This window comes from Micromonospora sp. RHAY321 (assembly GCF_023896955.1).
In the GTDB taxonomy this organism is placed as follows: domain Bacteria; phylum Actinomycetota; class Actinomycetes; order Mycobacteriales; family Micromonosporaceae; genus Micromonospora.
On sequence record NZ_JAMHIW010000008.1, the window covers coordinates 88,177 to 111,574 of the forward strand.

Consider the following 23,398-nt stretch of genomic DNA (forward strand, 5'->3'; position numbering starts at 1 on the left):
CCTGGACCGGCGGCCCGGCGTGAAGATCCAGGTCAGGACGTGCCAGGCTGGTGGTGTGGGGAGCACGCCGGGCGGTGGGGAGCTGACGGCCACGCTGCGCCGGATCGAGCGGGCGGCGGGGGCGCTGGCCACTGCCAGCGTCGCCCGGATGGACGAGACACTGCCCTGGTTCCGCGCCATGCCGGCCGACCAGCGCTCCTGGGTGATGCTGGTGGCCCAGGCCGGCGCCCAGTCGCTGGTGCAGTGGCTGCGCGACGGCGGAGGCACCGCGGACAGCACGCAGGAGGTCTCCGACGAGGTCTTCGCCGCCGCCCCCCAGGCGCTGGCCCGGTCGATCACCCTGCAGCAGACCGTCGCGCTGATCAAGGTGACCATCGACGTGGTCGAGGAGCAGGTGTCGCACCTGGCCGCCGAGGGCGAGGAGCAGCAACTGCGCGAGGCGGTGCTGCGCTTCTCCCGGGAGATCGCGTTCGCCGCCGCCCGGGTCTACGCGCGCGCGGCCGAGTCACGCGGCGCGTGGGACGCCCGGTTGCAGGCGCTGCTGGTCGACGCGCTGCTGCGCGGTGACTCGCCGGACGTACTGGCCAGTCGGGCCGCCGCGCTGGGCTGGGCGGACGCGCCGCCGGTCGCGGTGGCGGTGGGTCGCTCCCCCGGCGGTGAGGTCTCCGCCGTGCTGCACGTTGTCTACCGGCAGGCCCGCCGGATCGGCGTGGAGGTGATCGGCGGGGTGCACGGCGACCGGCTGGTGATCGTGCTGGGCGGCGCCGCGGACCCGCTGGCCGCCACCGCCAAGCTGCTGAGCGCGTTCGGCGACGGCCCGGTCGTGGTCGGTCCCGCCGTACCCAGTCTGGACGAGGCCACGGAGTCGGCGCGGGCCGCGCTGTCCGGCTTCCGGGCGGCGCCGGCGTGGCCGACCGCTCCCCGGCCGGTGCCGGCCGGGGAGCTGTTGCCGGAGCGTGCCCTCGCCGGCGACGCGGAGGCCCGCCGCCGGTTGCGGCACGACGTGTACGCGACGCTGGTGCGCGCCGGTGGCGAGCTGCTGGAGACCCTGGACGCGTTCCTGGCCGCGGGCGGTACGTTGGAGAGCGCCGCCCGGGCGTTGTTCGTGCACCCGAACACGGTGCGGTACCGGTTGCGCCGGATCGCCGAGGTGACCAGCTTCTCGCCGCTGTCTCCGCGGGACGCGTTCGCCCTCCAGGTGGCGTTGACCGTCGGCCGGCTGGATCCGGTGGTCCCGGTGACCCCGCCCGTCCCGAGCCAGACAATGACCCCGGCCGCCCGGAAAACGGCTCAAACCGGTGATGATCCCCGCCGATCTTTGTAGGAACCCTCCAAAGGTCCTAGTGTGGTTTGGTCGGGGCCGGCACAGCGCTACCCACGCGTATCCGGGAGAGTCATAGGCGTGCTCGCCGTACTTAGTCCCGGCCAGGGTTCGCAGAAACCCGGCTTCCTGACCCCCTGGCTCGACCTGACCGGCACCGAGGCGCGACTGCGCTGGTGGTCGGCGCTGGCCGGGGTCGACCTGCTGCACCTCGGCACCGCCGCCGACGCCGACGAGATCAAGGACACGGCACGCACCCAGCCGCTGCTGGTCGCCGCGGCGCTGCTCGCCGCCGAGCACCTTCCGCTGCACGACGTGACGCTCACCGCCGGGCACAGCGTCGGCGAGCTGGGCGCCGCCGCGCTGGCCGGGGTCCTGCCGGCCGAGGCCGCGATCACCCTCGCCGGCGTGCGGGGCCGGGAGATGGCCGCCGCGTGCGCCCTCGAACCGACCGGGATGGCGGCCGTGCTCGGCGGCGACCCGGACGAGGTGCTCGCCGCGATCGCCGCGCACGGGCTGCACCCGGCCAACCGCAACGGCGCCGGGCAGATCGTCGCCGCCGGCGCGCTGGACGGGCTGGACAAGCTCGCCGCCGAGCCGCCCGCGAAGACCCGGATCATCCGGCTCCAGGTGGCCGGCGCGTTCCACACCCCGTACATGGCGCCGGCCGAGACCGCGCTGGCCGCCGTCGCCGCCGGCATCGTTCCGGCCGACCCGACCCGGATCCTGCTGTCGAACCTCGACGGCACCGCGGTCGACCACGGCCGGGAGATGGTGCAGCGCCTGGTCCGCCAGGTCACCGCGCCGGTGCGCTGGGACCTGTGCATGCGCACGCTGGCCGACCTCGGCGTGACCGGCGTGATCGAGCTGCCCCCGGCCGGCACGCTCGCCGGGCTCGTCAAGCGCGAGCTCAAGGGCGACAACGCCCCGGAGATCGTCACCCTGAACACCCCGGACGACCTGCCGGCCGCGCGGGACCTGATCGCCCGGCACGGCATGGCGCCCAGCCACAAGCCGACCGTGCGGTTCGGCGTGGTGGTGGCGCCGTCCGCCGGCACCTTCGCCCCCGCCGACGGGCTGACCGAGGGCGGGCCGATCCGCCTCGGCCAGGTCATCGGGCACGTCGGCACCCGCCAGGGGCCGGTCGAGGTGGCCGCGCACCAGGGCGGGGTTCTCACCGAATGGCTCGCCCACCACGACGACCCGGTCGCGCCGGGCCAACCGCTCGCCCGCATCGGAGGACTTTCATGACTGGCAGTCGCATCGTCTCGATGGGGCACTACCAGCCCTCGCGGGTGGTGACCAACGACGACATCGCCCAGCTCGTCGACACCAACGACGAGTGGATCCGGGACCGGGTGGGCATCGTCAGCCGGCGGATCGCCGACAGTGAGACGGTGGCCGACATGGCCGCCGCCGCCGCCGGCAAGGCACTGGCCAACTCCGGCCTGACCGCCGCCGACATCGACCTGGTCGTGGTCGCCACCTGCACGTCGGTCGACCGCAGCCCCAACGTGGCCTGCCGGGTCGCCGCCAAGCTGGGCATCACCGCGCCGGGCGCGTACGACGTCAACACCGCCTGCTCGGGCTTCGGCTACGCGCTGGGCACCGTCGACCACGCCATCCGGGCCGGGGCGTCGCGCAACGCGATCGTCATCGGCGCCGAGAAGCTCTCCGACTTCACCGACTGGACCGACCGCTCCACCTGCATCATCTTCGGCGACGGCGCCGGCGCGGCGGTGGTCACCGCGACCGCCGACGACGAGCCCGCCGGGATCGGCCCGGTGATCTGGGGTTCCGTGCCGGAGAAGAGCGACGCCGTCCGCATCGAGGGCTGGCGCCCGTACATCCAGCAGGAGGGCCAGGCGGTGTTCCGCTGGGCCACCACCGCGCTGGCGCCGCTGGCCCTGCAGGCGTGCGAGCGCGCCGGGGTCGACCCGTCGGAGCTGGCCGCGTTCGTGCCGCACCAGGCCAACGGCCGCATCATCGACGGCATCGCCAAGCGACTCAACATCCCCGACGCGATCATCGCGAAGGACATCGTCGAGTCCGGCAACACCTCCGCGGCGAGCGTGCCGCTGGCCCTGTCCAAGCTGGTCGAGCGCCGGGAGGTGCCCTCGGGCGCGCCGGTGCTGCTGTTCGGCTTCGGCGGTGGCCTGACCTACGCCGGTCAGGTCGTCCGCTGCCCCTGAAACCCCCTCTAGCGCGTACGCGCCGAGGAGTGGCGGCCGGCGACGCCGGTCGCCGGAGAACCCCCGATGAAAGGAACCAACCGCAATGACCCGTGACGAGATCACCACCGGCCTCGCCGAGATCCTCGAAGAGGTTGCCGGGGTGAACCCGGACGACGTGGCCGAGGGGAAGTCCTTCACCGACGACCTCGATGTCGACTCGCTCTCCATGGTGGAGGTCGTGGTGGCCGCCGAGGAGAAGTTCGGCGTCAAGATCCCGGACAACGAGGTGCAGAACCTCAAGACCGTCGGCGACGCTGTCACCTACATCGCGGCGCAGTCCTGATCATGAGTCGTCCCGACGTCGTCGTCACCGGGCTCGGCGCGACGACCCCGCTCGGCGGGGACGTCGCGTCGACCTGGGACGCAATGCTCGCCGGCCGCTCCGGGGTGAGTGCCCTCACCCAGGAGTGGGCCGCGCAACTGCCCGTCCGGATCGCCGCCCAACTGGCCGTGGACCCGTCGGAGGTGCTGGACCGGGTCCGGCTGCGCCGGCTGGACCGCTCCGAGGCGATCGCGATCATCGCCGCCCAGCAGGCCTGGGCGGACGCCGGCCTGGCCGACTCCGGTCTCGACGCGGAGCGGCTGGCCGTCAGCGTCGGCTCCGGCATCGGCGGCGCCACCACCCTGCTCGCCCAGGACGACATCCTGGAGGCGTCCGGGCCGCGGCGGGTCTCCCCGCACACGATCCCGATGCTGATGCCGAACGGTCCGGCCGCGTGGGTCGGGTTGGAGCTGGGCGCCAAGGCCGGCGTGCACACGGTGGCCAGCGCCTGCGCCACCGGCGCCGAGGCCATCGCGCTCGGCCTGGACATCATCCGCGCCGGCCGGGCCGACGTGGTGGTGGCCGGGGGCACCGAGGCGGTCATCCACCCGCTGCCCATCGCCGGGTTCAGCTCGATGCGGGCCATGTCGACCCGCAACGACGACCCCGAGCGGGCCTCCCGCCCGTGGGACAGGGGCCGCGACGGCTTCGTCCTCGGCGAGGGCGCCGGCATCGTGGTGCTGGAGCGGGCCGAGCACGCCGCCGCCCGGGGCGCCCGGGTGTACGCGCGCCTCGCCGGTGCGGGAATCACCTCCGACGCGTACGACATCGTGCAGCCGCACGCCGAGGGCGAGGGCGCCATCCGGGCCATCGCCAAGGCGATCGCGGACGCGGACGTCGCCAAGCGCGACATCGTGCACGTCAACGCGCACGCCACCTCGACCCCGGTCGGCGACATGCTGGAGATCGGCGCGCTGCACAAGGCGCTCGGCGATCACCCGGTGCTCGCCGCCACCAAGTCGATGACCGGTCACCTGCTCGGTGCGGCCGGCGCGCTGGAGTCGATCGCCACGATCCTCGCCATCCGCGACGGCGTCGTTCCTCCGACGATCAACCTCGACGACCCGGAGGACGGCCTCACCCTGGAGGTTGCCGCCCACAAGGCTCGCCACATGGAGATCCCGGCCGCGTTGAACAACGCGTTCGGCTTCGGCGGCCACAACGTGGCGCTCGTCTTCACCCGGGCCTAGACCCACAGCCGCGCGTCTGGCCGGGTGCCACGGATCTCCGTGGTGCCCGGTCCGACGGCGACCGACATCGTCCGACTCCCGGCTCCCGCCGAGACCCGGCGCGATGGTCGCCGACGGCTACCATGCGGTCGTGCCCGACGAGAGCGCGGACGGCGTCGATCTGGATTCCGGTCGGCGGTTCGTGGTCTGCGGGGACAACGCCCTGGCCCGCCGGCTGGTCAACGAACTGGTCGACCGGTACGGCGTGACGGTGACCGTGGTGCTGCCATCGTTGACCGACAACCACGCTCCGGACATCGCCGAGTTCGCCGCCGAGGCGGTCGCGGCGGGTCCGCGCCCCGAGGTGGTGGTGGCCCGCCGGCTGACCAGCGACGTGCTGCACCGGGTGGGGGTACGCGGGGCGGCGGCGGTCGCGCTGGTGAGCGCGGACGACGTGGCCAACGTGGACGCCGCGTTGATCGTCCGGGAGTTCGACCCGGACGTGCGGATCGTCGTCCGGCTGTTCAACCCGGTGCTCGGCGAGGGCGTGGCCACCATGCTCGGCGACTGCGCGGTGCTGTCCGGGTCGGAGATCGCCGCGCCGGCGTTCGTGGCCGCGACGCTGGGCGATGACACGCCGACCTACCTGCGGTTGCCCGACGACGAGCTGCTGAGGATCGCCAGTCGCGCCACCCTCGACCCGGCCACCACGGACGTCGTCTGCGCGCTGGCCGACACGAGCGGCCCCGAGCCGGTCACCCTCCCGGCGGACGAGGACGCCGCCGACCTGGTGCTGGTGCGGGCGTACGGCCGCCGACGGTCGGCGCCCACCCCACCGCGCCGCCGGCTGCTGAGGACGGCCCGGTTGGTGCTCGGCCGACGACTGCGCTGGGCGCTGGGCGCGACCGCCGGGCTGTTCGCGGTCTGCAGCGTGCTGCTCGGCCAGGCCCGGAACCTGGATCCGGTGGAGGCCGGCTACCTGACGCTTCTCACCGCCCTGGGCAGCGCGGACGCGGACCCGACCGGGTCACCGGTGGAGAAGGTCACGGCCCTGCTGCTGGTGGTCACCGGCGTGGCGCTGGTCCCCACGGTGACCGCGCTGGTGGTCGACTCGGTGGTGCGGGCCCGGCTGGCGGTCGCGGCCGGTCGGCTCACCGACCCGCTCGACGACCACGTGATCGTGGTCGGGCTGGGCAACATCGGCACCCGGGTGGTGCAGGAGTTGCACTCGTTCGGCCTGACAGTGGTGGCGGTGGACCGGGCGGCCACGGCCCGTGGCGTGGCGGTGGCCCGGGAGCTGGGCCTGCCGGTCCTGATCGGCGATGCGACCAGCCCGGAGACGTTGCGGGCCGCGTCCGTGTCGACCTGCCGGGCGCTGGTGGTGCTCTGCGCCGACGACGTCACCAACCTGGAGACCGCGCTGCTCGGGCGCTCGCTGCACCGAGCGGCGTCGGGTGGCACGGCGGCGCCGCTGAGGGTGGTGTTGCGGCTGTTCGACGAGGGGTTCGCGCAGCGGGTGCAGCGCGCCTTCGGGATCAACCACTCACGCAGCGTCTCGTACCTGGCCGCGCCGGCGTTCGCGGCGGCCATGATGGGCCGCGAGGTGATCGACACGATCTCGGTGGGGCGGCGGGTCCTGCTGGTCGCCGAGCTGCCGGTCGGTGCCGGCTCGGAGGTGGAGGGCAGCACCTGTCCGCAGATCAGCCGTCCGCGTGAGGCCCGGGTGATCGCGATGCGCACCGGCCGGGTGGGGCAGACGATCTGGTCCCTGCCGCAGCGGCGGCCGCTGGTGCGCACCGATCGGCTGCTGGTCGTCGCCACCCGGGCCGGGCTGGCGGCGCTGCTGGCACGGACGGCGCCGAGCAGCGACCCGCCGCCGATGTCGGCCGGCACGGTCGGTGGGACGCCGTTGCGGTTGCTCATCCCACCGGCGGCGCGCCAGCCGGGCACGGACGCCGCGCCGCCAGGCCCGGCCACCAGCGGCGACGCCGCCGACCGGCCGGCGGCCGGGGACGGTCGGTGACCCGGGCGGGCGGTGCTCGGTCAGGTGGCGCAGGTGGTGGCGGGCAGGCCCGGCACGGCCACCGGGGACCGTCCGCCCGGACGCGCCTTGCCGGCCAGCACGGCGGCCAGCGCGGTCATCGACGCCCGGCTGGAGGAGTACGTCGCCAGCAGCGTCGGTGACGTCGCCTTGGCCAGGACGTACGGGGTGTCCAGGGCGACGGTGACCGCCGCGCCGGCACGCAGGTCGTTGGTGCCGTCGCCGTAGCCGACCAGGTGCACGACGGTGCCGCCGCTGGGCTTGACCGGCACGCCGGCCGCGGTCAGCGCGGTGGTGAGCGCCGCCCGGGTGCTGTCCCGGCCACCGGAGGAGGTGACGGTGACAGGCCCTCGCACGGCGCCACCGCAGGCGCCGCGCAGCACGGTGACGGCACCGGCGGCCAGCGCCTCCGCCGCCGCGCGGTGCGCCGGGGCGTTGAGCGTGGACATCTGCGCGGGCGGAAGCGCCGCCAGCCGGAACTTCATGGTCAGCACCCGGGTGACCGCCTCGACGAGCCGGGCGCGGGGCAGTGACCCGCCGCGCAGCGCGGCGAGCAGCCCGTCGTACGCCTGGCCGACGTTCGGGGTCATGAGGATCAGGTCGTTTCCGGCGTTCAGCGCCCGGACGGCGGCCTCACCGGGCGCCCAGCGCTTCGCCGGCGGCATGTTCATGCCGTCGGTGATCACCACACCCTTGAAGCCGAGCTGACCGCGCAGCACGTCGGTGAGCAGCTTGTGCGAGAAGGTCGCCGGGGTGCCCGGGTCGATGGCCCGCGCGTCCAGGTGGCCGGACATCACGGCCATCGCCCCGGCGTCGATCCCGGCCGTGAACGGCGGCCACGCCCCACTCTGCAGCGCCGCCGCCGACTGGCTGAGGACCGGCAGGTCCTGGTGCGAGTCGTCGGCGCTGTGGCCGTGCCCGGGGAAGTGCTTCAGGGTGGCCGCGACGCCCGCGGCCTGCAGGCCACGGACGGCGCCGCCGACCTGGGCGGCGGCCTGCTTCGGGTCCGCGCCGTACGACCGGGAGCCGATCACCGTGCTGCGGGTGGCCAGCACGTCGGCCACCGGGGCGAAGTCCACGTTGATCCCCATCGCGGCCAGCTCGGTGCCGGCGGCCCGCCAGGCGGCCTCGGTCAGCTCGGGTTTCCCGGCCGCCCCGGCCGCGAGGGCGCTGGGCAGCAGGGTGACCCCGTCGGTGACCCGGGTCACCACCCCGTACTCCTGGTCGGTGCCGATCAGGAAGGGCGCCGGGCCGGCGGCGAGCTTGCCGGCGGCGCCGCGCAGCCCGCCGGTCAGCTCGTGGACCTGCTTCGGGTTGTCGACGTTGGTGGTCTCCTGGTTGCCCTTGGTGGGGTCGTCGGCGCTGAACCCGACCAGGATCAGCCCGCCCAGCCGGTACTTGGCGATCATCTGGGCCGGGGTGTCGACGCCGGCCAACGCCTGGTTGCCGGCGGCGGAGCCGGGTGAGACCTTCGTCGCCGAGTCGCCGTAGGCGTACGGCATCAGCACCTGGCCGACCAGATCCTCGTCGGACAGCGTGGCGACCAGCGCGGTGGCGCGTGCGGCCGGGTCAGCCGGGTCGGCGCTCGGTGTCGTGGCGGGAGCACCCGGGCCGGCGGACGTGCCGGACGGGCCGGGTGTCGGGGCAGGGCGTTCCGGGCCGCCCGAGCAGCCGGAGACGAGCAGGGCGGTCAGGGCGGCGACGGCGACGCTGGCGCGGCGCGGGCGAATCGACACGCCGCCCATCCCACCAGTTCACCCTTATCGGGGCAACTTGACCTTACCGGCCGGCCGGCCCGCGCCAGTGCGCCGACGACGTGCGGGCAGGTGGGCGGGTCGGAGCTGCCCGGGTCACCCGACCCGGGTGAGCAAGGTCACCGGAGCGCCGTCGCCGGCGTACCGGTAGGGCTCCAGGTCAGCGTCCCACGCGGTGCCGAGGGCCTTGTCGAGGGCGTGCGCCAGCGCCTCCGGCGCCCGGCTGCCGGCCATCAGCGCCCGCAGCCGGTCCTCGCCGAGCTGGATGTCACCGGCCGCACCGACGGTGGCCCGGAACAGGCCGCGTGCCGGCACGTACATGAAACGCTCGCCGTCGGCGCCCGGACTCGGTTCCTCGGTCACCTCGAAACGGATCATGGGCCACTGCCGGAGGGCAGCAGCCAGCTCGGCGCCCGTCCCCGGACGACCGGTCCACCCGCACTCGGCCCGGCGTGCGCCGGGGTCGACGGGCTGAGCCGTCCACTGCAGGTTGACCGGCGCGGCTAGGACGCGCGCGATCGCCCACTCGACGTGCGAGCACACGGCGAGCGGGGTCGAGTGGACGTATACGACGCCACGCGTTGGCACGGTGACCTCCCGGAGAGCGAGGTGCGTCTTCCCCTACGACCTCGTCAACCAGGTGGTTCCTGCAACACATGATGACTTGTGTGACGGATGGTGCGCCAGGGAATCGGAAAAAACGCTGGCCGGAATAGCCGGACGGGTGGTCTCCGTTGCCTCTCAGGACACCGCGACGACCAGCCTGATGTCGTGGTCATGTACAGTTCCATCGGCGGCTTCTGCCGCGTTACATCTTCGTGGGCCGACCCAGTGTCGCCCGCACACAGCCCCCGGACGTCCAGTCCTCCCGTACGTCTTGCAAGGAGTACCTCCGTGGCGAGCAACACCTCTAAGACCGCGCGCGCGTCCGTCCGGGCCGGCCAGGCTGGCCAGGGTGGCGCCCTCAGCGTGCTGGGCGAGTTCAAGTACCTCATCCCGCTCAACAACGGCAAGCACGCCTACGTGCGGAACCTGACCAACGGCAAGACCGTGCACCTGCGCACCGACTCCGAGGCCTTCCTCGAGGAGATCCGTGTGCTGGCCGCCGCCGGCCACGCCGCCAAGATCCGGGCGGAGATCAACAACCTGGCCGCGACCCACCCCGGTGACGGCTGGGAGGCGACCGAGAAGCGCCTGGTCGCCGCCGGCGTCTTCGAGGGCTGAGCCCTCCCCCACCGCAGCATCTGAAACCGCCCGTCGGGTCTTCCCGGCGGGCGGTTTCGCGTTGCGGCGGCGGCCGGAGCGCCCGGGTTCAGGCCGGTTCCAGCAGGGTGACCTCTCCCGTGGCCAGGTCGTAGAGGCCGCCGACCACGGCGACCAGGCCGGCGGCGACCGGCCCGGCCAGCAGATCGTCGTCCCGCAGGGTGCGCACCGTGCGCCGGACGTGCCGGCGGATCGCCAGCGGATGCACCGCCGGGTCGTCCAGCCCCGCCTCGATCACGGCCGGGGCGATCTCGTCGACCAGGTACGCCAGCGAGCCGCCGGGACGCTCCCCACCGCGCAGGGCATCCACGGCGGCCCCCACCGCGCCACACCGTTCGTGGCCGAGCACCATCACCAGCGGTACGCCGAGCTGGCCGACCACGTACTCGATGGAGCCGCACACCGCGCGGTCGAGCACGTGCCCGCCGGTGCGGATCACGCAGATCGCGCCGAACGTCTGGTCGAAGATCGCCTCCAGCGGCACGCGCGAGTCGATGCAGCCGAGCACCACGGCGTACGGCTGCTGGTCGCCGGACGCGGCGGCCGCGGCCGTCACGTCGTGCCCGTGCACGGGCTGGCCGCTGACGAAGCGTCGATTGCCGGCGAGCAGGTCGGCCAGCGCGGCACGGGGCGTACCACCGGCCTGCCGCCCCTGCGCCGAAGGTCCGCCCGCCTGCGGGCCGAGCGCTGCCCCCGACGACCCCATGCCGTCCAGCTTGGCCCGCCGTCGCCGGCCACGGGCGGGGTCGGGAATGTTCGCGCGGACGTGATTGGCGTGGTGTCATGGCGGGTAGCCCGTGTTACCGCCGGGTATCCCGGTGCTGGTGGTACGGGGCGGCCCTCGGGAGGTGGCGATGCCGGAGCGGTTCGAGGTCGGGATGGCCGACGGCGTCCGGCTGCACGTCGAGGTGGCAGGGCCCGCGGATGCCCAGGTCACCGCCGTCCTGCTGCACGGCTGGACGCTGGACGGGCGCAGCTGGCACCGCCAGGTGGACGCGCTCACCGGGCCGACCGGCGACGGGGTGCGGGTGGTCACCTACGACGCGCGCGGGCACGGACGGTCCAGCTGCATGGCGCTGCCCACGGCCACGCTGGCCCAGCTCGGCGACGACCTGGCCGCGGTGATCGACGCGGTGGCGCCGACCGGGCGGGTCGTCCTGGTCGGGCACTCCATGGGCGGCATGACGATCATGGAGTACGCGCACCGCCACGCCGCCCACTTCGCGGCCCGCACCGCCGGGCTGGTCTTCGTCTCGACCACCGCCGAGGGGCACACGCACACCGTCTACGGGCTGTCGCCGCGGATCGCCCGGCTGATCAGGCTGGCCGAGACCACCGGCGCCGGCGTCCTGGCCCGCTGCGGCTCGTGGCGACCGCCCCGGGCGCTGCTGCGCGCGCTGCAACCGAGCATCCGGTGGATGCTCTTCGGCGACCGCTGCGAACCGGCCGACATCCGGCTGGTGACCTCGGCGGTGGCCCGCGCCTCGCTGCGCTCGATCGGCGGGTTCCGCGCGTCGATCGGCACCCAGCACCGGCTGGACACCCTCGCCGCGCTGGCGCACCTGCCGGCCGCCGCCCTGGTCGGCGACCGGGACCGGCTGACGCCCCCGCCCTGCGCCGAGTCGATCGCCGCGGCCCTGCCGGCCACCGAGTTGACCGTCTGCCCGGGCGCCGGGCACATGCTGATGATGGAACGCCCGGACGAGGTGAACGCCGCGCTGACCGGTGTCCTGGGCCGGGTGCTCGCCGATCCGTCGCCGGACGCGGCGGGTGCGAGCGCCGTCGGAGCGGGTGCCTGACCACGTTCCCGCACCTCGGGCGCGGGGCGCCCGGTCGGGGGCCGTACCCTTCTGCGGTTGGCCCGCGCGGTTCGCGCCGCTTGCCGGCGACATCGAAGGAGCGTGCGTTGACCGACCAGACCGCCCTGGAGCAGGAGATCGCCGTCGAGCAACGGCACCTCGACCGGGTGTACGCCCGACTGGCCGAACTGCGGCGCTCGGCGGTTCGCGCCGAGCGGGACGGCTACCGGATGGCCCGGGTGGGCACGTTCGGCGCGCTGGTCGAACGCGACGCGATGGTCTTCCACGCCGCACAGCGGCGGCACACCCTCGACGCCGAGCACGAGGGGCTGGTCTTCGGCCGGCTGGACCTGCGGGACCGGCAGGTGCTGCACGTCGGGCGGCTCGGCATCCGCGACGAGGACGCCACCACCCTGGTCGTCGACTGGCGGGCGCCGGCGGCCGCCGCCTTCTACCAGGCCACGCCCGCCCAGCCGCTGGGCGTGGTGCGCCGTCGCACCATCCAGTCCCGCAACGAGCGCGTCACCCGCATCGAGGACGACCTGCTGGACCCGACCGCCGCCCCGGAGGGCATGACGGTGGTGGGCGACGGCGCGCTGCTGGCGACCCTGTCGCGGGCAACCGGCCGGGGCATGCGCGACATCGTGGCGACCATCCAGCGGGAGCAGGACGAGGCGATCCGTTCGCCCGGCTCCGGTGTGACGATCGTGGCCGGCGGCCCGGGCACCGGCAAGACCGCCGTGGCCCTGCACCGGGCCGCGTACCTGCTCTACTCCGACCGCAGCCGGTACGCCGGCGGCGGCATCCTGGTGGTCGGCCCGTCCTCTGTCTTCGTCGAGTACATCGCCTCGGTGCTGCCCTCGCTCGGTGAGGACACCGCGACCCTGCACTCGCTGGGCACCCTCTTCCCGGGGATGACCGCCACCCGCACCGACCCGCCCGAGGTGGCGTCGGTGAAGGGCTCGCTGCGGATGCGCCGGGTGCTGGAGCGGGCGGTCCGGGACGCGGTGCCGGGCGGTCCGGGCGAGTTGCGGCTGCTCTACCGGGGCGTGCTGCTGCGGCTGGACCGGGCCGAGCTGGACCGGATCCGGGACCGCGCGCTGCACCGGGGCGCCCGGCGCAACGAGGCACGCCGGGCCGGTTTCGACGGCGTCTTCGCCGCGCTCTGGGCCCAGGCCCGGCGGCTGAGCGTCGGTCGGCTGCCGGAGCAGCCGGCGTTCGAGGCGGAGATCGCCGAGCGGCCGGAGTTCCGGGAGTTCCTGAAGGCGTGGTGGCCGCGGCTGCACCCCCGGCACGTGCTCGACTGGCTGGCCCAGCCGGATCGGCTGCGCCGGTACGCCGGCGGGATCCTCTCCAGCGCGGAGGTCCGGCTGCTCAGCGCGGCGTACCAGAGCCTGGACACCGACGGGCTGACCATCGCCGACGTGGCGCTGCTGGACGAGCTGGACGCGCTGCTCGGCAAGCCGGCCCAGCCGGCCCGGGCGCGGCGCGACCCGTTCCAGCTGGCGGGCGGGGTCCGCGAGTTGAGCACCTTCGCCGAGCGGCAGCGGGCCGCCCGGGAGTCGGCCCGGGAGCGTCCGGCGGACTACCGGGACTACGCGCACGTGGTGGTGGACGAGGCGCAGGACGTCTCGCCGATGCAGTGGCGCATGGTCGGCCGGCGCGGCCGCTTGGCGTCCTGGACGGTGGTGGGCGATCCGGCGCAGACCGCGTGGACCGGCGACCCGCAGGAGCTGGACCGGGCTCGGGACCAGGCGCTGGGCCGGCGCAAGCGGCACGATTTCACCCTGACCACCAACTACCGCAACTCGGCGGAGATCTTCGCGGTGGCGGCGGCGGAGATCCGCCGGCTCTACCCGGATCTGACGCTGCCGAGCGCCGTCCGCTCGACCGGGGTCGACCCGGTCGAGCTGGTGGTGCCCCCGACCGCGCTGGAGACGGCGGTCGTGGAGGCGGCCACCGGCCTGCTGGCCGAGGTCGAGGGCACGGTCGGGGTGATCACGCCGGTCCCCCGCCGCGACGAGGTCGCCGGCTGGCTCGGCGCGCTCGGCGCGCCGCGGCTGCAGGTGGTGACCAGCCTGGAGGCGAAGGGCATGGAGTACGACGGGGTGGTGCTGGTCGCCCCGAGCGAGATCCGGGCGGATCCGGGTGCCGGCGTACGGACGCTCTACGTGGCGCTCTCCCGGGCCACCCAGCGGCTCACCACCATCGACCCGACCGGCTGACCTGCGGCGGTGAGCCGCGCCGGGGGGTCGCCGGCCCTACACTTGCATACATAGCGATGTGAGCATACATTTGACCAGGTCCCGGCGGACGGCGGAGGGTGGTTTCGTGGGCGCAGGTCATGACCACCACCATGGGTCGGTCGCCAATGCCGCGCACCAGCACCGGGGCCGACTCTGGACGGCGTTCGGGCTCCTCGCCACCCTGATGGTGGTCGAGGCGGTGGCCGCCTTCCACACCGGCTCGCTGGCCCTGCTCTCCGACGCCGGGCACATGTTCACCGACGTGCTCGGCATCGCCATGGCGCTCGCCGCCATCACCGCCACCCGGCGGGCCACCGGCGACCCGCAGCGCACGTTCGGGCTCTACCGGCTCGAGGTGCTCGCCGCGCTCGCCAACGCCGTCCTGCTCTCCGGCGTGGCGGTCTACGTCGTGATCGAGGCCATCGGCCGGTTCGGCGACCCGCACGAGGTGCTGGCCGGCCCGATGCTCGTGGTCGCCACGCTCGGCCTGCTCGCCAACCTGGCGGCGTTCGCCCTGCTCCGCGCGGGCGCCCGGGAGAGCATCAACCTGCAGGGCGCCTACCTGGAGGTGCTCGGCGACCTGCTCGGCTCGCTCGGCGTGATCGGCGCGGCGCTGCTCATCCAGGTCACCGACTGGTGGTGGGCCGACCCTCTGGTCGCGGTCGCCATCGGCGTGTTCATCCTGCCGCGCACCTGGCGGCTGGGGCGGGCCGCGGTCCGCATCCTGGTGCAGGCCGCGCCCGAACACCTCCAGGTGACCGCCGTGCACGACCGGCTGGCCGCCGTGCCCGGCGTGGTCGAGGTGCACGACCTGCACGTCTGGACGCTCACCTCCGGCATGGAGGTGGCCTCCGCACACCTGACCATGGCCCCCGGCGCGGACGTCGGCGCGGTGCTCACGGCGGCGCGTACCGCCCTGCACGAGGACTTCCGGATCGAGCACGCGACGTTGCAGACCGAGCCCGGCGCCGCTCCCGGGGCCTGCGGTTCGGTCAGTTGGTAATGCCTTTAGGCAGTTTTTCTCATTTTAGTCCGAATTACTGGTGACGACGCACGCACCGTCCGTCACATCGGCTGCACAGGTCCCACAGGCACCGGTAGGCTCGGTCCCGGCCTCCACCCGGCGGCGCCCTAACGGCGCCGGTGGCGGTCGCCGCCTAATCGCCCGAGCGGGCGAACCGGGGAACCATGTTCCTGGGGTGCATCCGCGTCAGCGGTAGGGATCTTCCGTCCCGAACCCGTCAGCTAACCCGGTCGGCGGCTGACGGAAGGACATGCGTAGTGGCACCAGCACGACCACCCGCCGCCCGACTGGCGGCCCTGATCGTCGCGATGCTCGCTCTCGGCGTCGCACTGCCGGCCGGCGCTGCCTCGGCCGCTCCCCCGACCAACCTGCGGGCGGCCGCGGCCCCCGACGGCGACGAGGAAGGCGGCACCCCGGCACTCCGGGCGCAACTCGAGGCGGCCAGCAAGGGCTACCTGGACGCGAAGCGGGCCCTGGACACCTCCGTACAGCGCCAGCAGCAGCTCACCACCCAACTCAAGGCCACCGAGACCGAGCTGACCCAACGCAGCGGCAAGGTCGGCGAGATCGCCGGGGTGGCCTACCGCACCGGCCGGCTCGGCACGGTGTCGGCGCTGCTCAACAGCAACACCCCGGAAGGCTTCATGGACCGGGCCGCCGCGCTCGACGCGGTCGCCGCCAACGAGGACCGGGTGCTGCGCGACCTGCTCGCCACCAAGGACCAGGCCAACCGCACCCGGATCGCGCTCGACGGCGAGATCCGCGAACAGCGCAAGCAGGTCACCGTGATGGCCAAGCGCAAGGAGCAGGCCGAACGGGCCCTGACGGTGGCGACCACCAAGCCCCGGACAACCGCCGACGGCGGCGGCTCCAACCGGGGCACCTCGGCCGCGAACGCCCAGGCGGCGCCGCGCAACTCCGACGGCTCCTGGCCATCGGAGTCGTGCAGCGTGAACGACCCCACCCCGGCCACCGGCTGCATCACCCCGCGCACCCTGCACGCGCTCAACCAGGCCAAGGCCGCCGGCTTCACCCGGTACGTCTCCTGCCACCGCTCCGGCGGCTCCGGCGAACACCCCAAGGGCCGGGCCTGCGACTTCGCGGCACAGAAGAGCGGCTTCGGCGGGGACGCCACCGGCGGCGACAAGACGTACGGCAACAACCTGGCCGCGTACTTCATCCGCAACGCCGACCGGCTCGCCGTGCTGTACGTGATCTGGTACCGGCAGATCTGGCTGCCCAGCAGCGGGTGGAAGTCGTACAGCGGAGCGGGTGGCGACCCGTCCAGCGACCACACCAACCACGTGCACCTGTCGGTGTACTGACCCGACCCGTCCGGTGCCCCCTGACACGGGGGCACCGGACGGGGTACGTCAGCGGGCGTACCCCGGATGTCGCCGACGGTCGGACGACCACGGCCGGACCAGGCGGCAGCATCGCTCGTATGCGTCGACTCCCGCCACCCGCCCGCAAGGCGCTGCTCACCCTGCACCTGGTCACGTCGCTCGGCTGGCTCGGCGCCGACCTGGTGCTGCTCACCCTCGGCGTCGCGGCGCTGCGTGGCGCCGACCCGGCCGTCGTCTACCCGGTCGCCGCGCTGATCGGCACCGTGCTGTTCGCGCCGCTGAGCGTGCTGGTCTGGCTGGTCGGCGTGGCCAGCGCGCTGCTCACCCCGTGGGGCCTGCTGCGCTACCGCTGGGTGCTGACCAAGCTCGTCATCACCACGGTGATGGTCGGACTGGTGCTGTTCCTGCTCACCCCGAACCTGCGCCACGCCGGTGCCTTGGGCGTCGCCCTGCCCGCCCGGGACCGCGCCGACCTGGTGATCGCACCGGCGGTGTCCACCAGCCTGATGGTCATCGCGACGGTGCTCTCGACGTACAAGCCGTGGGGGCGACGACCGGCCGCCCGGCCCACCGTCGCCGGCCCGGCCAGCCATGATCGCGCTGCAACCAGGATGTAGTGGCCTCGGAGCCGCAGCAGGCCACTACATCCAGGGCGCGACCTTGGAGGGGCGCGGCGCGGACGCGCGAAGTTGGTCAGGTGGGGGGTGGGGGGACGTCGGGACGGTCCAGGACCGCGCCGAGTCGGGTGGCCAGGGCCAGGTGGGCCGCGCGGGCCTGGCGGAACGCGTACCGGAACAGCGGGGCGGGCGCGGTCAGGGTGATCTCGACATCGATGCGGACCAGGCCGTCCGGCTCGGCGCGCAGCCGGGTGTGGTTGCGCACGGTGGTGGCCGGCCACTGGCGGGCCACCATGACGATCTCGTCTTCCTCGCTGATCAGCACGTCCGCCTGGTAGGTGGTCCGGAAGCGCAACGGCCCCGCCGCCAGCCGGTCGCTGATCGCGTAGCTGGCCTGGGCGCCGGGCCGGGGAGGCAGCATGCGGACCCGGATGATCAGTGGGTGCAGCTCGCCCTGCCGGGTCAGGTCACTGAGCAGCGCCGCCGCGTCGGCGGTCGAGCAACGGGCCTGAACGGTGTAGCTGAAGGTATCGCTCCTGAGCACACCGTCTCCCGCCGTCGATGGTCGCCCGATCGTCCCGTACGCCGGTCGGGCTGGCAACGCCCGGACGGACACGCACTGTTGTCCCGCCCTTCGCACACCGTTCGCACTACGGTCGGCTAATGGGAAATCACCGGCTGTGACGAAGGGGTGGATCTATGAAGGGCTACGACCGGTGAGCGGGCATGTGATGGTCTTCGCGCCCACGCCGCAGCTGACGGTGACCGTCGACCAGCCGAGCGACCAGCCCGAGCTGCACCTGCACCCGGGTGGGCAGGGCGTCTGGCAGGCCCGCATGGTGCTGTCGCTCGGGGTCGACGTGGTGCTCTGCGCCGCGCTCGGCGGCGAGATCGGCCAGGTGCTGGAGCCGCTGCTGGTCAGCGAGGGCGTGGAGCTCAAGGTGGTGGTCCGCGACTCGGGCAGCGGCGGGTACGTGCACGACCGTCGGGACGGGTCCCGGCAGGAGATCGTCGACGTGCCCGGGCAGCCCCTGAGCCGGCACGAGCTCGACGAGCTGTACAACCTGGCTCTCGGCGAGGGCCTGCGGGCGTCGGTGAGCGTTCTCAGTGGACCCAACGAGCCGTGGCTCGTCCCGGCCGACCTGTACCGGCGCTTCGCCGCCGACCTCGGCGCGAACGGCGGCCGGGTGGTGGTGGATCTCTCCGGTGACCACCTCGGCGCGGTGCTGGACAGCGGGGTGTTCTTCCTGAAGGTGAGCCACGAGGAGCTGATCCGCGACGGCCGCGCCCGCAGCGAGGACACCGCGGAGCTGAGCCGGGTGATGTACGACCTGCACGCATCCGGCGCCGAGACGGTGGTGGTGAGCCGGGCGGACCAGCCGGCGCTGGCGCTCATCGACGGGGAACTGTTCGAGGTGGAGATGCCCCGGTTGGAGGCCGCCGACCCGCGCGGCGCGGGCGACTCGATGACCGCCGGGGTGGCCGCGGTGGTGGCCGGCGGTGGAGACATCCGGACCGCCATCCGGACCGGCGCCGCCGCCGGGGCGCTGAACGTGACCCGGCACGGCCTGGGCACCGGGCGGTTGGACTCGATCACCGGCCTGGTGGAGCGGGTGCGGCTGGTGCCGGCGGACAGCCGTCAGCAGGAGCGGACCACGCCCGACGAGCTGGCCGATCGGGCGGTCGAACGATGACGCTGCGGGTGCTGGTCACCAACGACGACGGGATCGCCGCACCGGGCATTCAGGCGTTGGCCTGGGCGGCGGCGCAGCGGGGCCTGGACGTGGTGGTCGCCGCGCCGCTGGAGGAGGCGAGCGGCACGAGCGCCGCCATGAGCGGCATGGAGCAGGACGGCCGGGTGGTGGTGCACGACCATCCGCTGCCGGATCTGGCGGGTGTGCCCGCGTACGGGGTCGGAGGCTCCCCCGGCTTCATCACGCTGATCGCGCTGCACGGCGCGTTCGGCCCGCCGCCGTCGGTGGTGCTCTCCGGCATCAACCGGGGCGCCAACGCCGGCCGTGCGGTGCTGCACTCCGGCACGGTGGGCGCGGCGTTCACCGCCGCCACGAACGGCTGCCGGGCGATGGCGGTCTCACTCGACGTGCTCACCGCCCGCGAGGCGACGGCCGCCAGCGGTGGTGCCGCGGTGGACGCCGCCGCCCGGGTACGCGACGCCGACCGGCACTGGAGCACCGCCGCGCGGGTCGCGTTGGACCTGCTCCCCCGGCTGACCGCCGCGCCGCTGGAGAGCGTGCTCAACGTCAACGCGCCGGATCTGCCGCACGGGCGGCTACGCGGGGTGCGCCACGGCACGTTGGCCAGCTTCGGTCAGGTGCAGATGACGGTGGCCGAGGCCGGGCACGGTTTCGTCCGCACGTCGCTGGAGGAGCCGGGGCAGGCCGCGCAGCCCGGCACGGACGTGGCGCTGCTGGCCGCCGGGTACGCGTCCGTGACGGCCATCCGGGCGGTCACCGAGGTGACCGACGTCGACCTGACCGGCCTGGAGGAGCAGCCCTGACGGGATCGCCCACGGCGCTCAGGCGCCGGGGAGCACCTCGGGGGTGGCGGTGCCGGCGAAGTAGGGCTCCGGGGCGCCGAAGAGGCCGAGCAGCCCGGTGACCCAGAGCTGCCGGTGGACGAACCGGCTGGGCTGGGTGACCACCAGCTTGACGCCACTGACCTCGGCGGTCTGGAAGCCGGCGACCATGGCGCTGATGCCGACGGAGTCGATGAAGGTGACCAGCCTCATGTTCAGCTCGATGCGGAGAGGCCGGCCCTTGGCCAGCACCTCGGCGATCGCTTCGCGCACCTCGTACGCGGTATCGACGTCGATCTCACCGCGCGGGGCGATCTCCACGACACCACCGGACAGAACCGACTTCACGATCGACAGGCTCACGCGAGCACCTCCACCCGCCCGTCCCCCGGGCGCCTCATCAGTACGCGGGCCGCGACCGAGAGTATTCCTCCGACGGCCTCGGTCGCCACCCCTCGGGATGAGCAATTCGCGGATTCGGGCACATCACGTCACCCATCTCCGCAATTTCCGTTATTTGATCACTCGACGATCGGTCGGAGCCGACGCGCCGCCGGACCAGGGTAGCGGTCCCGACCGGACACACCCGACAACCGGTCGGCCGACCGCGTCGCGCCCGCGTGGCACCGGCGTGTCGCACCCGTCCACCGCCGCGGATGCCATCCCGCGGTTGCCGGCGCCGCCTAGCATCGATCCCGACACCCACCGCGACGGAGAGGATCATCGATGATCAAGAGACTGGCTGGGCTGGCCGGTGTCGGCGTCCTGCTCGCCCTCGTACTGGCCTGCGGTTTCGGTGGCGGAGGCGATGACGACGACGATGACGACGACTTCGCCCGGGGCGTCGCGGCGGTGGTGCTGCACTGAGGTGCCCGCCGAGCCGTGCCGGCCGGGTTTGCGTCCGGCCGGCACGGGGCACTGCCGGATGAGCCGTGACGCGTAGGCCGGACGCCGAAGTCCGAAGTGGCCGGCGGCTTCGGCACCCGAGGAGGTAACCACGATGTTCGGAAGCAACCTGCTGGACCGCCGCAGCAAGCCGGAGCGGATCGCGGATCAGGCGTGGGAGCACCTGGTCTCCGCGGTCAGTTCCGCGGGAGACAGCGTGCTGGGCACCGCCCGCTCGGCCCGTCGCAGCAGCAGTGACCTGGCCGACGGGGCGGGCGACCTGGTGGGCTCCGCCGCCGACGAGGCGCGGCGCCGTGCCTCGCTGGCCTTCGACGCGCTCGCCGGCCGCCAGCCGGCTCCGCCGTGGACGCTGCTGATCGGCGCCGCCCTGGTGGGCGCCGCGGTCGGCTGGGCCGTCGGCTCCGCCGCCCGGGCCGCCGGCAGCCGGGACGACCGCGCGGTGGACGACGTCGAGTTCGTCGACGTCGACCGCCCCAACAGCCCCGTCGGCCTGGACGGCTGACCCACCCGTACCCCGTGGGCTTCGCTCGACCGCCGGTCGAGCGGAGCCCATCTTCGTTCCCGAGCCGGGGCCGGCCCGCCGGGGTGCCGGACCCCTCAGGCAGCCCCGGCGGACCGGCGTTTCGAGGCGGTCCGGGCGTCGCCGACCGCGTCCGGATTGCCCCGTGTAGGTGACGGTGGGCCGGTGGCGCGCCGACCGGCGGTGGCGTCGCCGCCCGGGGGACGGGCACGACGCCGGAGGGGCATGAGGTGCCCCGCTCCCGCCTCCGACACGACGGCTCCCGCGATCGGGAACACCGATACCGTAACCGATTCCCGGTCACTTTGGAAGCGCTCCCACCATCGACGCGCGTGCCCGTCCGCCGGTGAGCGCACCCGCACCCTCACCCGCTCCGGGCGAGGCCGACTCACCCTCCCCGACGGCAGGCTCGACCGACGGCGGACCTCGGGCCGCGGCCGTGACCTGGTCCGCCACCCACGCACCGGAGGAGGGACAGATGGCCATCGCGACGATCAGCCGCTCCGACCAGGACATCCAGTCCGCCGTACTCGACGAGCTGACCTGGGAGCCACGGGTGCAGCCGCACGAGATCGGCGTGACCGTCGCCGAGGGCGTCGTCACGCTGACCGGGCGGGTGGACAGTTACGCGAAGAAGTGGGCCGCCGAGCGGGCCGCACACCGCGTCGCCCGGGTGCGGGCGGTCGCCAACGACCTGGCCGTGCGGCTGCCCGGCGGCGCCGAGCGCGCCGACCCCGACCTGGCCGCCGCAGCCGGCCACGCGCTGGAATGGGACGCGTTCGTGCCCATCGAGAAACTTCAGGTCACCGTCTCGGCCGGCTGGGTGACGCTGCACGGCGAGGTCGAGTGGGAGTACCAGCGGCGGGCCGCCGAGCGGGCGGTCTGCCGGCTGACCGGCGTACGCGGCGTGAGCAACGGCATCAGCGTCCGCCCGGCCGCCCCGCCCGACGGCCACGACCTGGCCGAACGGATCGTCGACGCGCTCGCCCGGGCCGGCGCCACCGAGGTCGAGCGGATCAGCGTCCGGGTGCACGGGGACACGGCGGTGCTCGCCGGGCTGGTGCACTCGATGCCCGAGCGGGCCGAGGTGGAGCAGGTTGTCTGGTCCGCCCCGGGCATCCGGGAGGTGCAGAACCACATCGCGGTCGCCCCGGTGCTGAGCTGAGCGTGAGCGCGGAACCACCCGGGGCGGGTGAGCCCACCTCACCCACCCCGGTAGCAGGCTGGGAGGCATGAGTGATCCGAACGGGCTGATCCAACCAGGGCGCTCCGCGCCCGGCTTCACCCTGGCGGGCACACCGGACGGGCGCCAGATCGGGCCCCAGCAGTTCCGCGGGCGGCCGGTGGTGCTCGCCTTCTATCCCGCCGACTGGAGCCCGGTCTGCGGCGACCAGATGTCGCTCTACCAGGCAGCGGCACCCATGTTCGACCAGTACCAGGCCGTGCTGCTCGGGCTGTCGGTGGACAGCATCTGGTCGCACCGGGCGTTCGCCGAGAGCCGGGGAATCGAGTTCCCGCTGCTGGCCGACTTCGAGCCCAAGGGCGAGGTGGCCCGCCGGTACGGCGCGTACACCCCGCAGGGCGAGGCGGCGCGGGCGCTGGTGGTGCTCGACCCGGCCGGGACGGTGGCCTGGAGCTACCTGTCGCCCCCCGAGGTCAACCCGGGCGCGGACGGCATCATCGAAGCGCTGGACCGGCTCACCGCCGATCGGCGGGTGATGGCCGGATGACCACGCCACTGCAGGTCACCGCCCGACTCCGGGACCCGGTGACCGACCAGGACCATGTCCGGGGGCCGGCCGACGCGGCGGTGACCATCGTCGAGTACGGCGACTTCCAGTGCCAGTTCTGCGGTGCCGCGTACCCCAACCTGCACGAGGTGCTGCGGCAGCGGGCCGACACGGTGCGGATGGTGTACCGCTACTTCCCGATCGCCAACGTGCACCCGTACGCCGAACGCGCCGCCGAGACCGCCGAGGCCGCCGCGGCCCGGGGCAGGTTCTGGGAGATGCACGACTGGCTCTACGAGCACCAGGACCAGCTGGACCCGGTGCACCTCTCGCTCGGCGTCGAGCAACTCGGGCTGCCGCCGGACGAGGTGAACGCGGAGGTGGACAACCGGGTGCACGCCGACCGGGTACGCCGCGACTTCGTCGGCGGGATCCGGAGCGGGGTGAACGGCACCCCCACCCTCTTCGTCAACGGCGTCCGGCACGAGGGCGGGTACGACCTGCCCGACCTGCTGGCCGCCGTGGACGCCGCCGCCAACGCCTGACCACCGAGGCACGGTCGGTTACGGC

General features: G+C 73.9%; 24 protein-coding genes and 1 riboswitch. Of the genes, 19 read left to right on the forward strand and 5 right to left on the reverse strand.

The features are described 5' to 3' along the window. Position 1 precedes the first annotated feature (1 nt). The 6 genes from M8C17_RS18800 (at position 2) to M8C17_RS18825 (ending at position 7,069) form a co-directional block, all read left to right on the forward strand. The gene (locus M8C17_RS18800; RefSeq protein ID WP_374558676.1) at positions 2–1,324 is read left to right on the forward strand and encodes a PucR family transcriptional regulator; all 1,323 of its coding nucleotides are present in this window, start codon (positions 2–4) and stop codon (positions 1,322–1,324) included. Positions 1,325–1,402: 78 nt separating this feature from the next. Beyond that, complete coding sequence (locus M8C17_RS18805; protein ID WP_252417806.1) at positions 1,403–2,572, forward strand: acyltransferase domain-containing protein; 1,170 nt, start codon at positions 1,403–1,405, stop codon at positions 2,570–2,572. Continuing rightward, a complete protein-coding gene (locus M8C17_RS18810; RefSeq protein WP_252417807.1) occupies positions 2,569–3,513 on the forward strand; it encodes a beta-ketoacyl-ACP synthase III in 945 nt (314 codons plus the stop codon). Before M8C17_RS18805 ends, M8C17_RS18810 begins: the two co-directional genes overlap by 4 nt. 85 nt (positions 3,514–3,598) lie before the next feature. Continuing rightward, positions 3,599–3,838, forward strand: coding sequence for an acyl carrier protein (locus M8C17_RS18815; protein ID WP_074313380.1), 240 nt, complete (start codon positions 3,599–3,601; stop codon positions 3,836–3,838). 2 nt (positions 3,839–3,840) lie between these two features. After that, positions 3,841–5,067, forward strand: a complete 1,227-nt coding sequence (gene fabF / locus M8C17_RS18820) for a beta-ketoacyl-ACP synthase II (protein WP_252417808.1) — start codon at positions 3,841–3,843, stop codon at positions 5,065–5,067. Positions 5,068–5,197: 130 nt separating this feature from the next. Then, entirely contained in the window at positions 5,198–7,069 is a 1,872-nt protein-coding gene (locus M8C17_RS18825; protein WP_252417809.1) for an NAD-binding protein, read from the forward strand. A gap of 20 nt (positions 7,070–7,089) precedes the next feature. On the opposite strand, the gene M8C17_RS18830 is transcribed toward M8C17_RS18825, so the two are convergent. Together M8C17_RS18830 and M8C17_RS18835 are read right to left on the reverse strand one after the other, a co-directional pair. Continuing rightward, positions 7,090–8,832 (reverse strand): glycoside hydrolase family 3 protein, encoded by a 1,743-nt coding sequence (locus tag M8C17_RS18830; RefSeq protein ID WP_252417810.1) that lies wholly within the window; start codon positions 8,830–8,832, stop codon positions 7,090–7,092. Between the two features lie 105 nt (positions 8,833–8,937). Then, positions 8,938–9,429, reverse strand: a complete 492-nt coding sequence (locus M8C17_RS18835; RefSeq protein WP_203175116.1) for a DUF3145 domain-containing protein — start codon at positions 9,427–9,429, stop codon at positions 8,938–8,940. 306 nt (positions 9,430–9,735) lie between these two features. Here M8C17_RS18835 and M8C17_RS18840 point away from each other — a divergent pair, with 306 nt between their 5' ends. After that, positions 9,736–10,065, forward strand: a complete 330-nt coding sequence (locus M8C17_RS18840) for a hypothetical protein (protein WP_252417811.1) — start codon at positions 9,736–9,738, stop codon at positions 10,063–10,065. Positions 10,066–10,153: 88 nt separating this feature from the next. Here the strand turns inward: M8C17_RS18840 and M8C17_RS18845 are convergent, their stop codons facing one another. Continuing rightward, on the reverse strand, positions 10,154–10,810 hold the full coding sequence (locus M8C17_RS18845) for a carbonic anhydrase (RefSeq protein WP_252417812.1): 657 nt from the start codon (positions 10,808–10,810) through the stop codon (positions 10,154–10,156). Between the two features lie 148 nt (positions 10,811–10,958). Between M8C17_RS18845 and M8C17_RS18850 the strand changes: the two genes are divergently transcribed. From M8C17_RS18850 to M8C17_RS18870, 5 genes are all read left to right on the forward strand, one after another. Next, positions 10,959–11,903, forward strand: a complete 945-nt coding sequence (locus M8C17_RS18850; protein ID WP_252417813.1) for an alpha/beta fold hydrolase — start codon at positions 10,959–10,961, stop codon at positions 11,901–11,903. Positions 11,904–12,010: 107 nt separating this feature from the next. Continuing rightward, entirely contained in the window at positions 12,011–14,128 is a 2,118-nt protein-coding gene (locus M8C17_RS18855; RefSeq protein ID WP_252417814.1) for an AAA family ATPase, read from the forward strand. A 106-nt stretch (positions 14,129–14,234) separates the two neighbouring features. Next, entirely contained in the window at positions 14,235–15,152 is a 918-nt protein-coding gene (locus M8C17_RS18860; protein ID WP_252417815.1) for a cation diffusion facilitator family transporter, read from the forward strand. A 141-nt stretch (positions 15,153–15,293) separates the two neighbouring features. After that, positions 15,294–15,425, forward strand: a riboswitch (cyclic di-AMP (ydaO/yuaA leader). A 5-nt stretch (positions 15,426–15,430) separates the two neighbouring features. Then, positions 15,431–16,498 carry a coiled-coil domain-containing protein gene (locus M8C17_RS18865; RefSeq protein WP_374558622.1) on the forward strand — a complete coding sequence of 356 codons (1,068 nt, stop codon included), beginning with the start codon at positions 15,431–15,433 and terminating at the stop codon, positions 16,496–16,498. A gap of 119 nt (positions 16,499–16,617) precedes the next feature. Further along, positions 16,618–17,136: a hypothetical protein gene (locus tag M8C17_RS18870; protein WP_252417816.1), complete on the forward strand. Its 519-nt coding sequence runs from the start codon at positions 16,618–16,620 to the stop codon at positions 17,134–17,136. 76 nt (positions 17,137–17,212) lie between these two features. On the opposite strand, the gene M8C17_RS18875 is transcribed toward M8C17_RS18870, so the two are convergent. Then, positions 17,213–17,680 (reverse strand): SRPBCC family protein, encoded by a 468-nt coding sequence (locus M8C17_RS18875; RefSeq protein WP_252417817.1) that lies wholly within the window; start codon positions 17,678–17,680, stop codon positions 17,213–17,215. Between the two features lie 172 nt (positions 17,681–17,852). Here M8C17_RS18875 and M8C17_RS18880 point away from each other — a divergent pair, with 172 nt between their 5' ends. After that, entirely contained in the window at positions 17,853–18,830 is a 978-nt protein-coding gene (locus M8C17_RS18880) for a PfkB family carbohydrate kinase (RefSeq protein ID WP_252417818.1), read from the forward strand. Continuing rightward, positions 18,827–19,654: a 5'/3'-nucleotidase SurE gene (surE, locus tag M8C17_RS18885; protein ID WP_252417819.1), complete on the forward strand. Its 828-nt coding sequence runs from the start codon at positions 18,827–18,829 to the stop codon at positions 19,652–19,654. Before M8C17_RS18880 ends, surE begins: the two co-directional genes overlap by 4 nt. 18 nt (positions 19,655–19,672) lie before the next feature. On the opposite strand, the gene M8C17_RS18890 is transcribed toward surE, so the two are convergent. After that, positions 19,673–20,035, reverse strand: a complete 363-nt coding sequence (locus M8C17_RS18890; protein ID WP_252417820.1) for an STAS domain-containing protein — start codon at positions 20,033–20,035, stop codon at positions 19,673–19,675. A gap of 363 nt (positions 20,036–20,398) precedes the next feature. On the opposite strand from M8C17_RS18890, the gene M8C17_RS18895 reads away from it, so the two are divergent. The 5 genes from M8C17_RS18895 to M8C17_RS18915 all read left to right on the forward strand — a co-directional run bounded on the left by M8C17_RS18895 (position 20,399) and on the right by M8C17_RS18915 (position 23,373). Beyond that, positions 20,399–20,539 (forward strand): hypothetical protein, encoded by a 141-nt coding sequence (locus M8C17_RS18895; protein ID WP_252417821.1) that lies wholly within the window; start codon positions 20,399–20,401, stop codon positions 20,537–20,539. Between the two features lie 133 nt (positions 20,540–20,672). Further along, a complete protein-coding gene (locus M8C17_RS18900; RefSeq protein ID WP_252417822.1) occupies positions 20,673–21,080 on the forward strand; it encodes a hypothetical protein in 408 nt (135 codons plus the stop codon). A gap of 496 nt (positions 21,081–21,576) precedes the next feature. After that, positions 21,577–22,263 (forward strand): BON domain-containing protein, encoded by a 687-nt coding sequence (locus M8C17_RS18905; RefSeq protein WP_252417823.1) that lies wholly within the window; start codon positions 21,577–21,579, stop codon positions 22,261–22,263. A gap of 67 nt (positions 22,264–22,330) precedes the next feature. Further along, the gene (locus M8C17_RS18910) at positions 22,331–22,828 is read left to right on the forward strand and encodes a redoxin domain-containing protein (protein WP_252417824.1); all 498 of its coding nucleotides are present in this window, start codon (positions 22,331–22,333) and stop codon (positions 22,826–22,828) included. After that, on the forward strand, positions 22,825–23,373 hold the full coding sequence (locus M8C17_RS18915) for a thioredoxin domain-containing protein (protein WP_252417825.1): 549 nt from the start codon (positions 22,825–22,827) through the stop codon (positions 23,371–23,373). Before M8C17_RS18910 ends, M8C17_RS18915 begins: the two co-directional genes overlap by 4 nt. Positions 23,374–23,398: the final 25 nt, after the last annotated feature.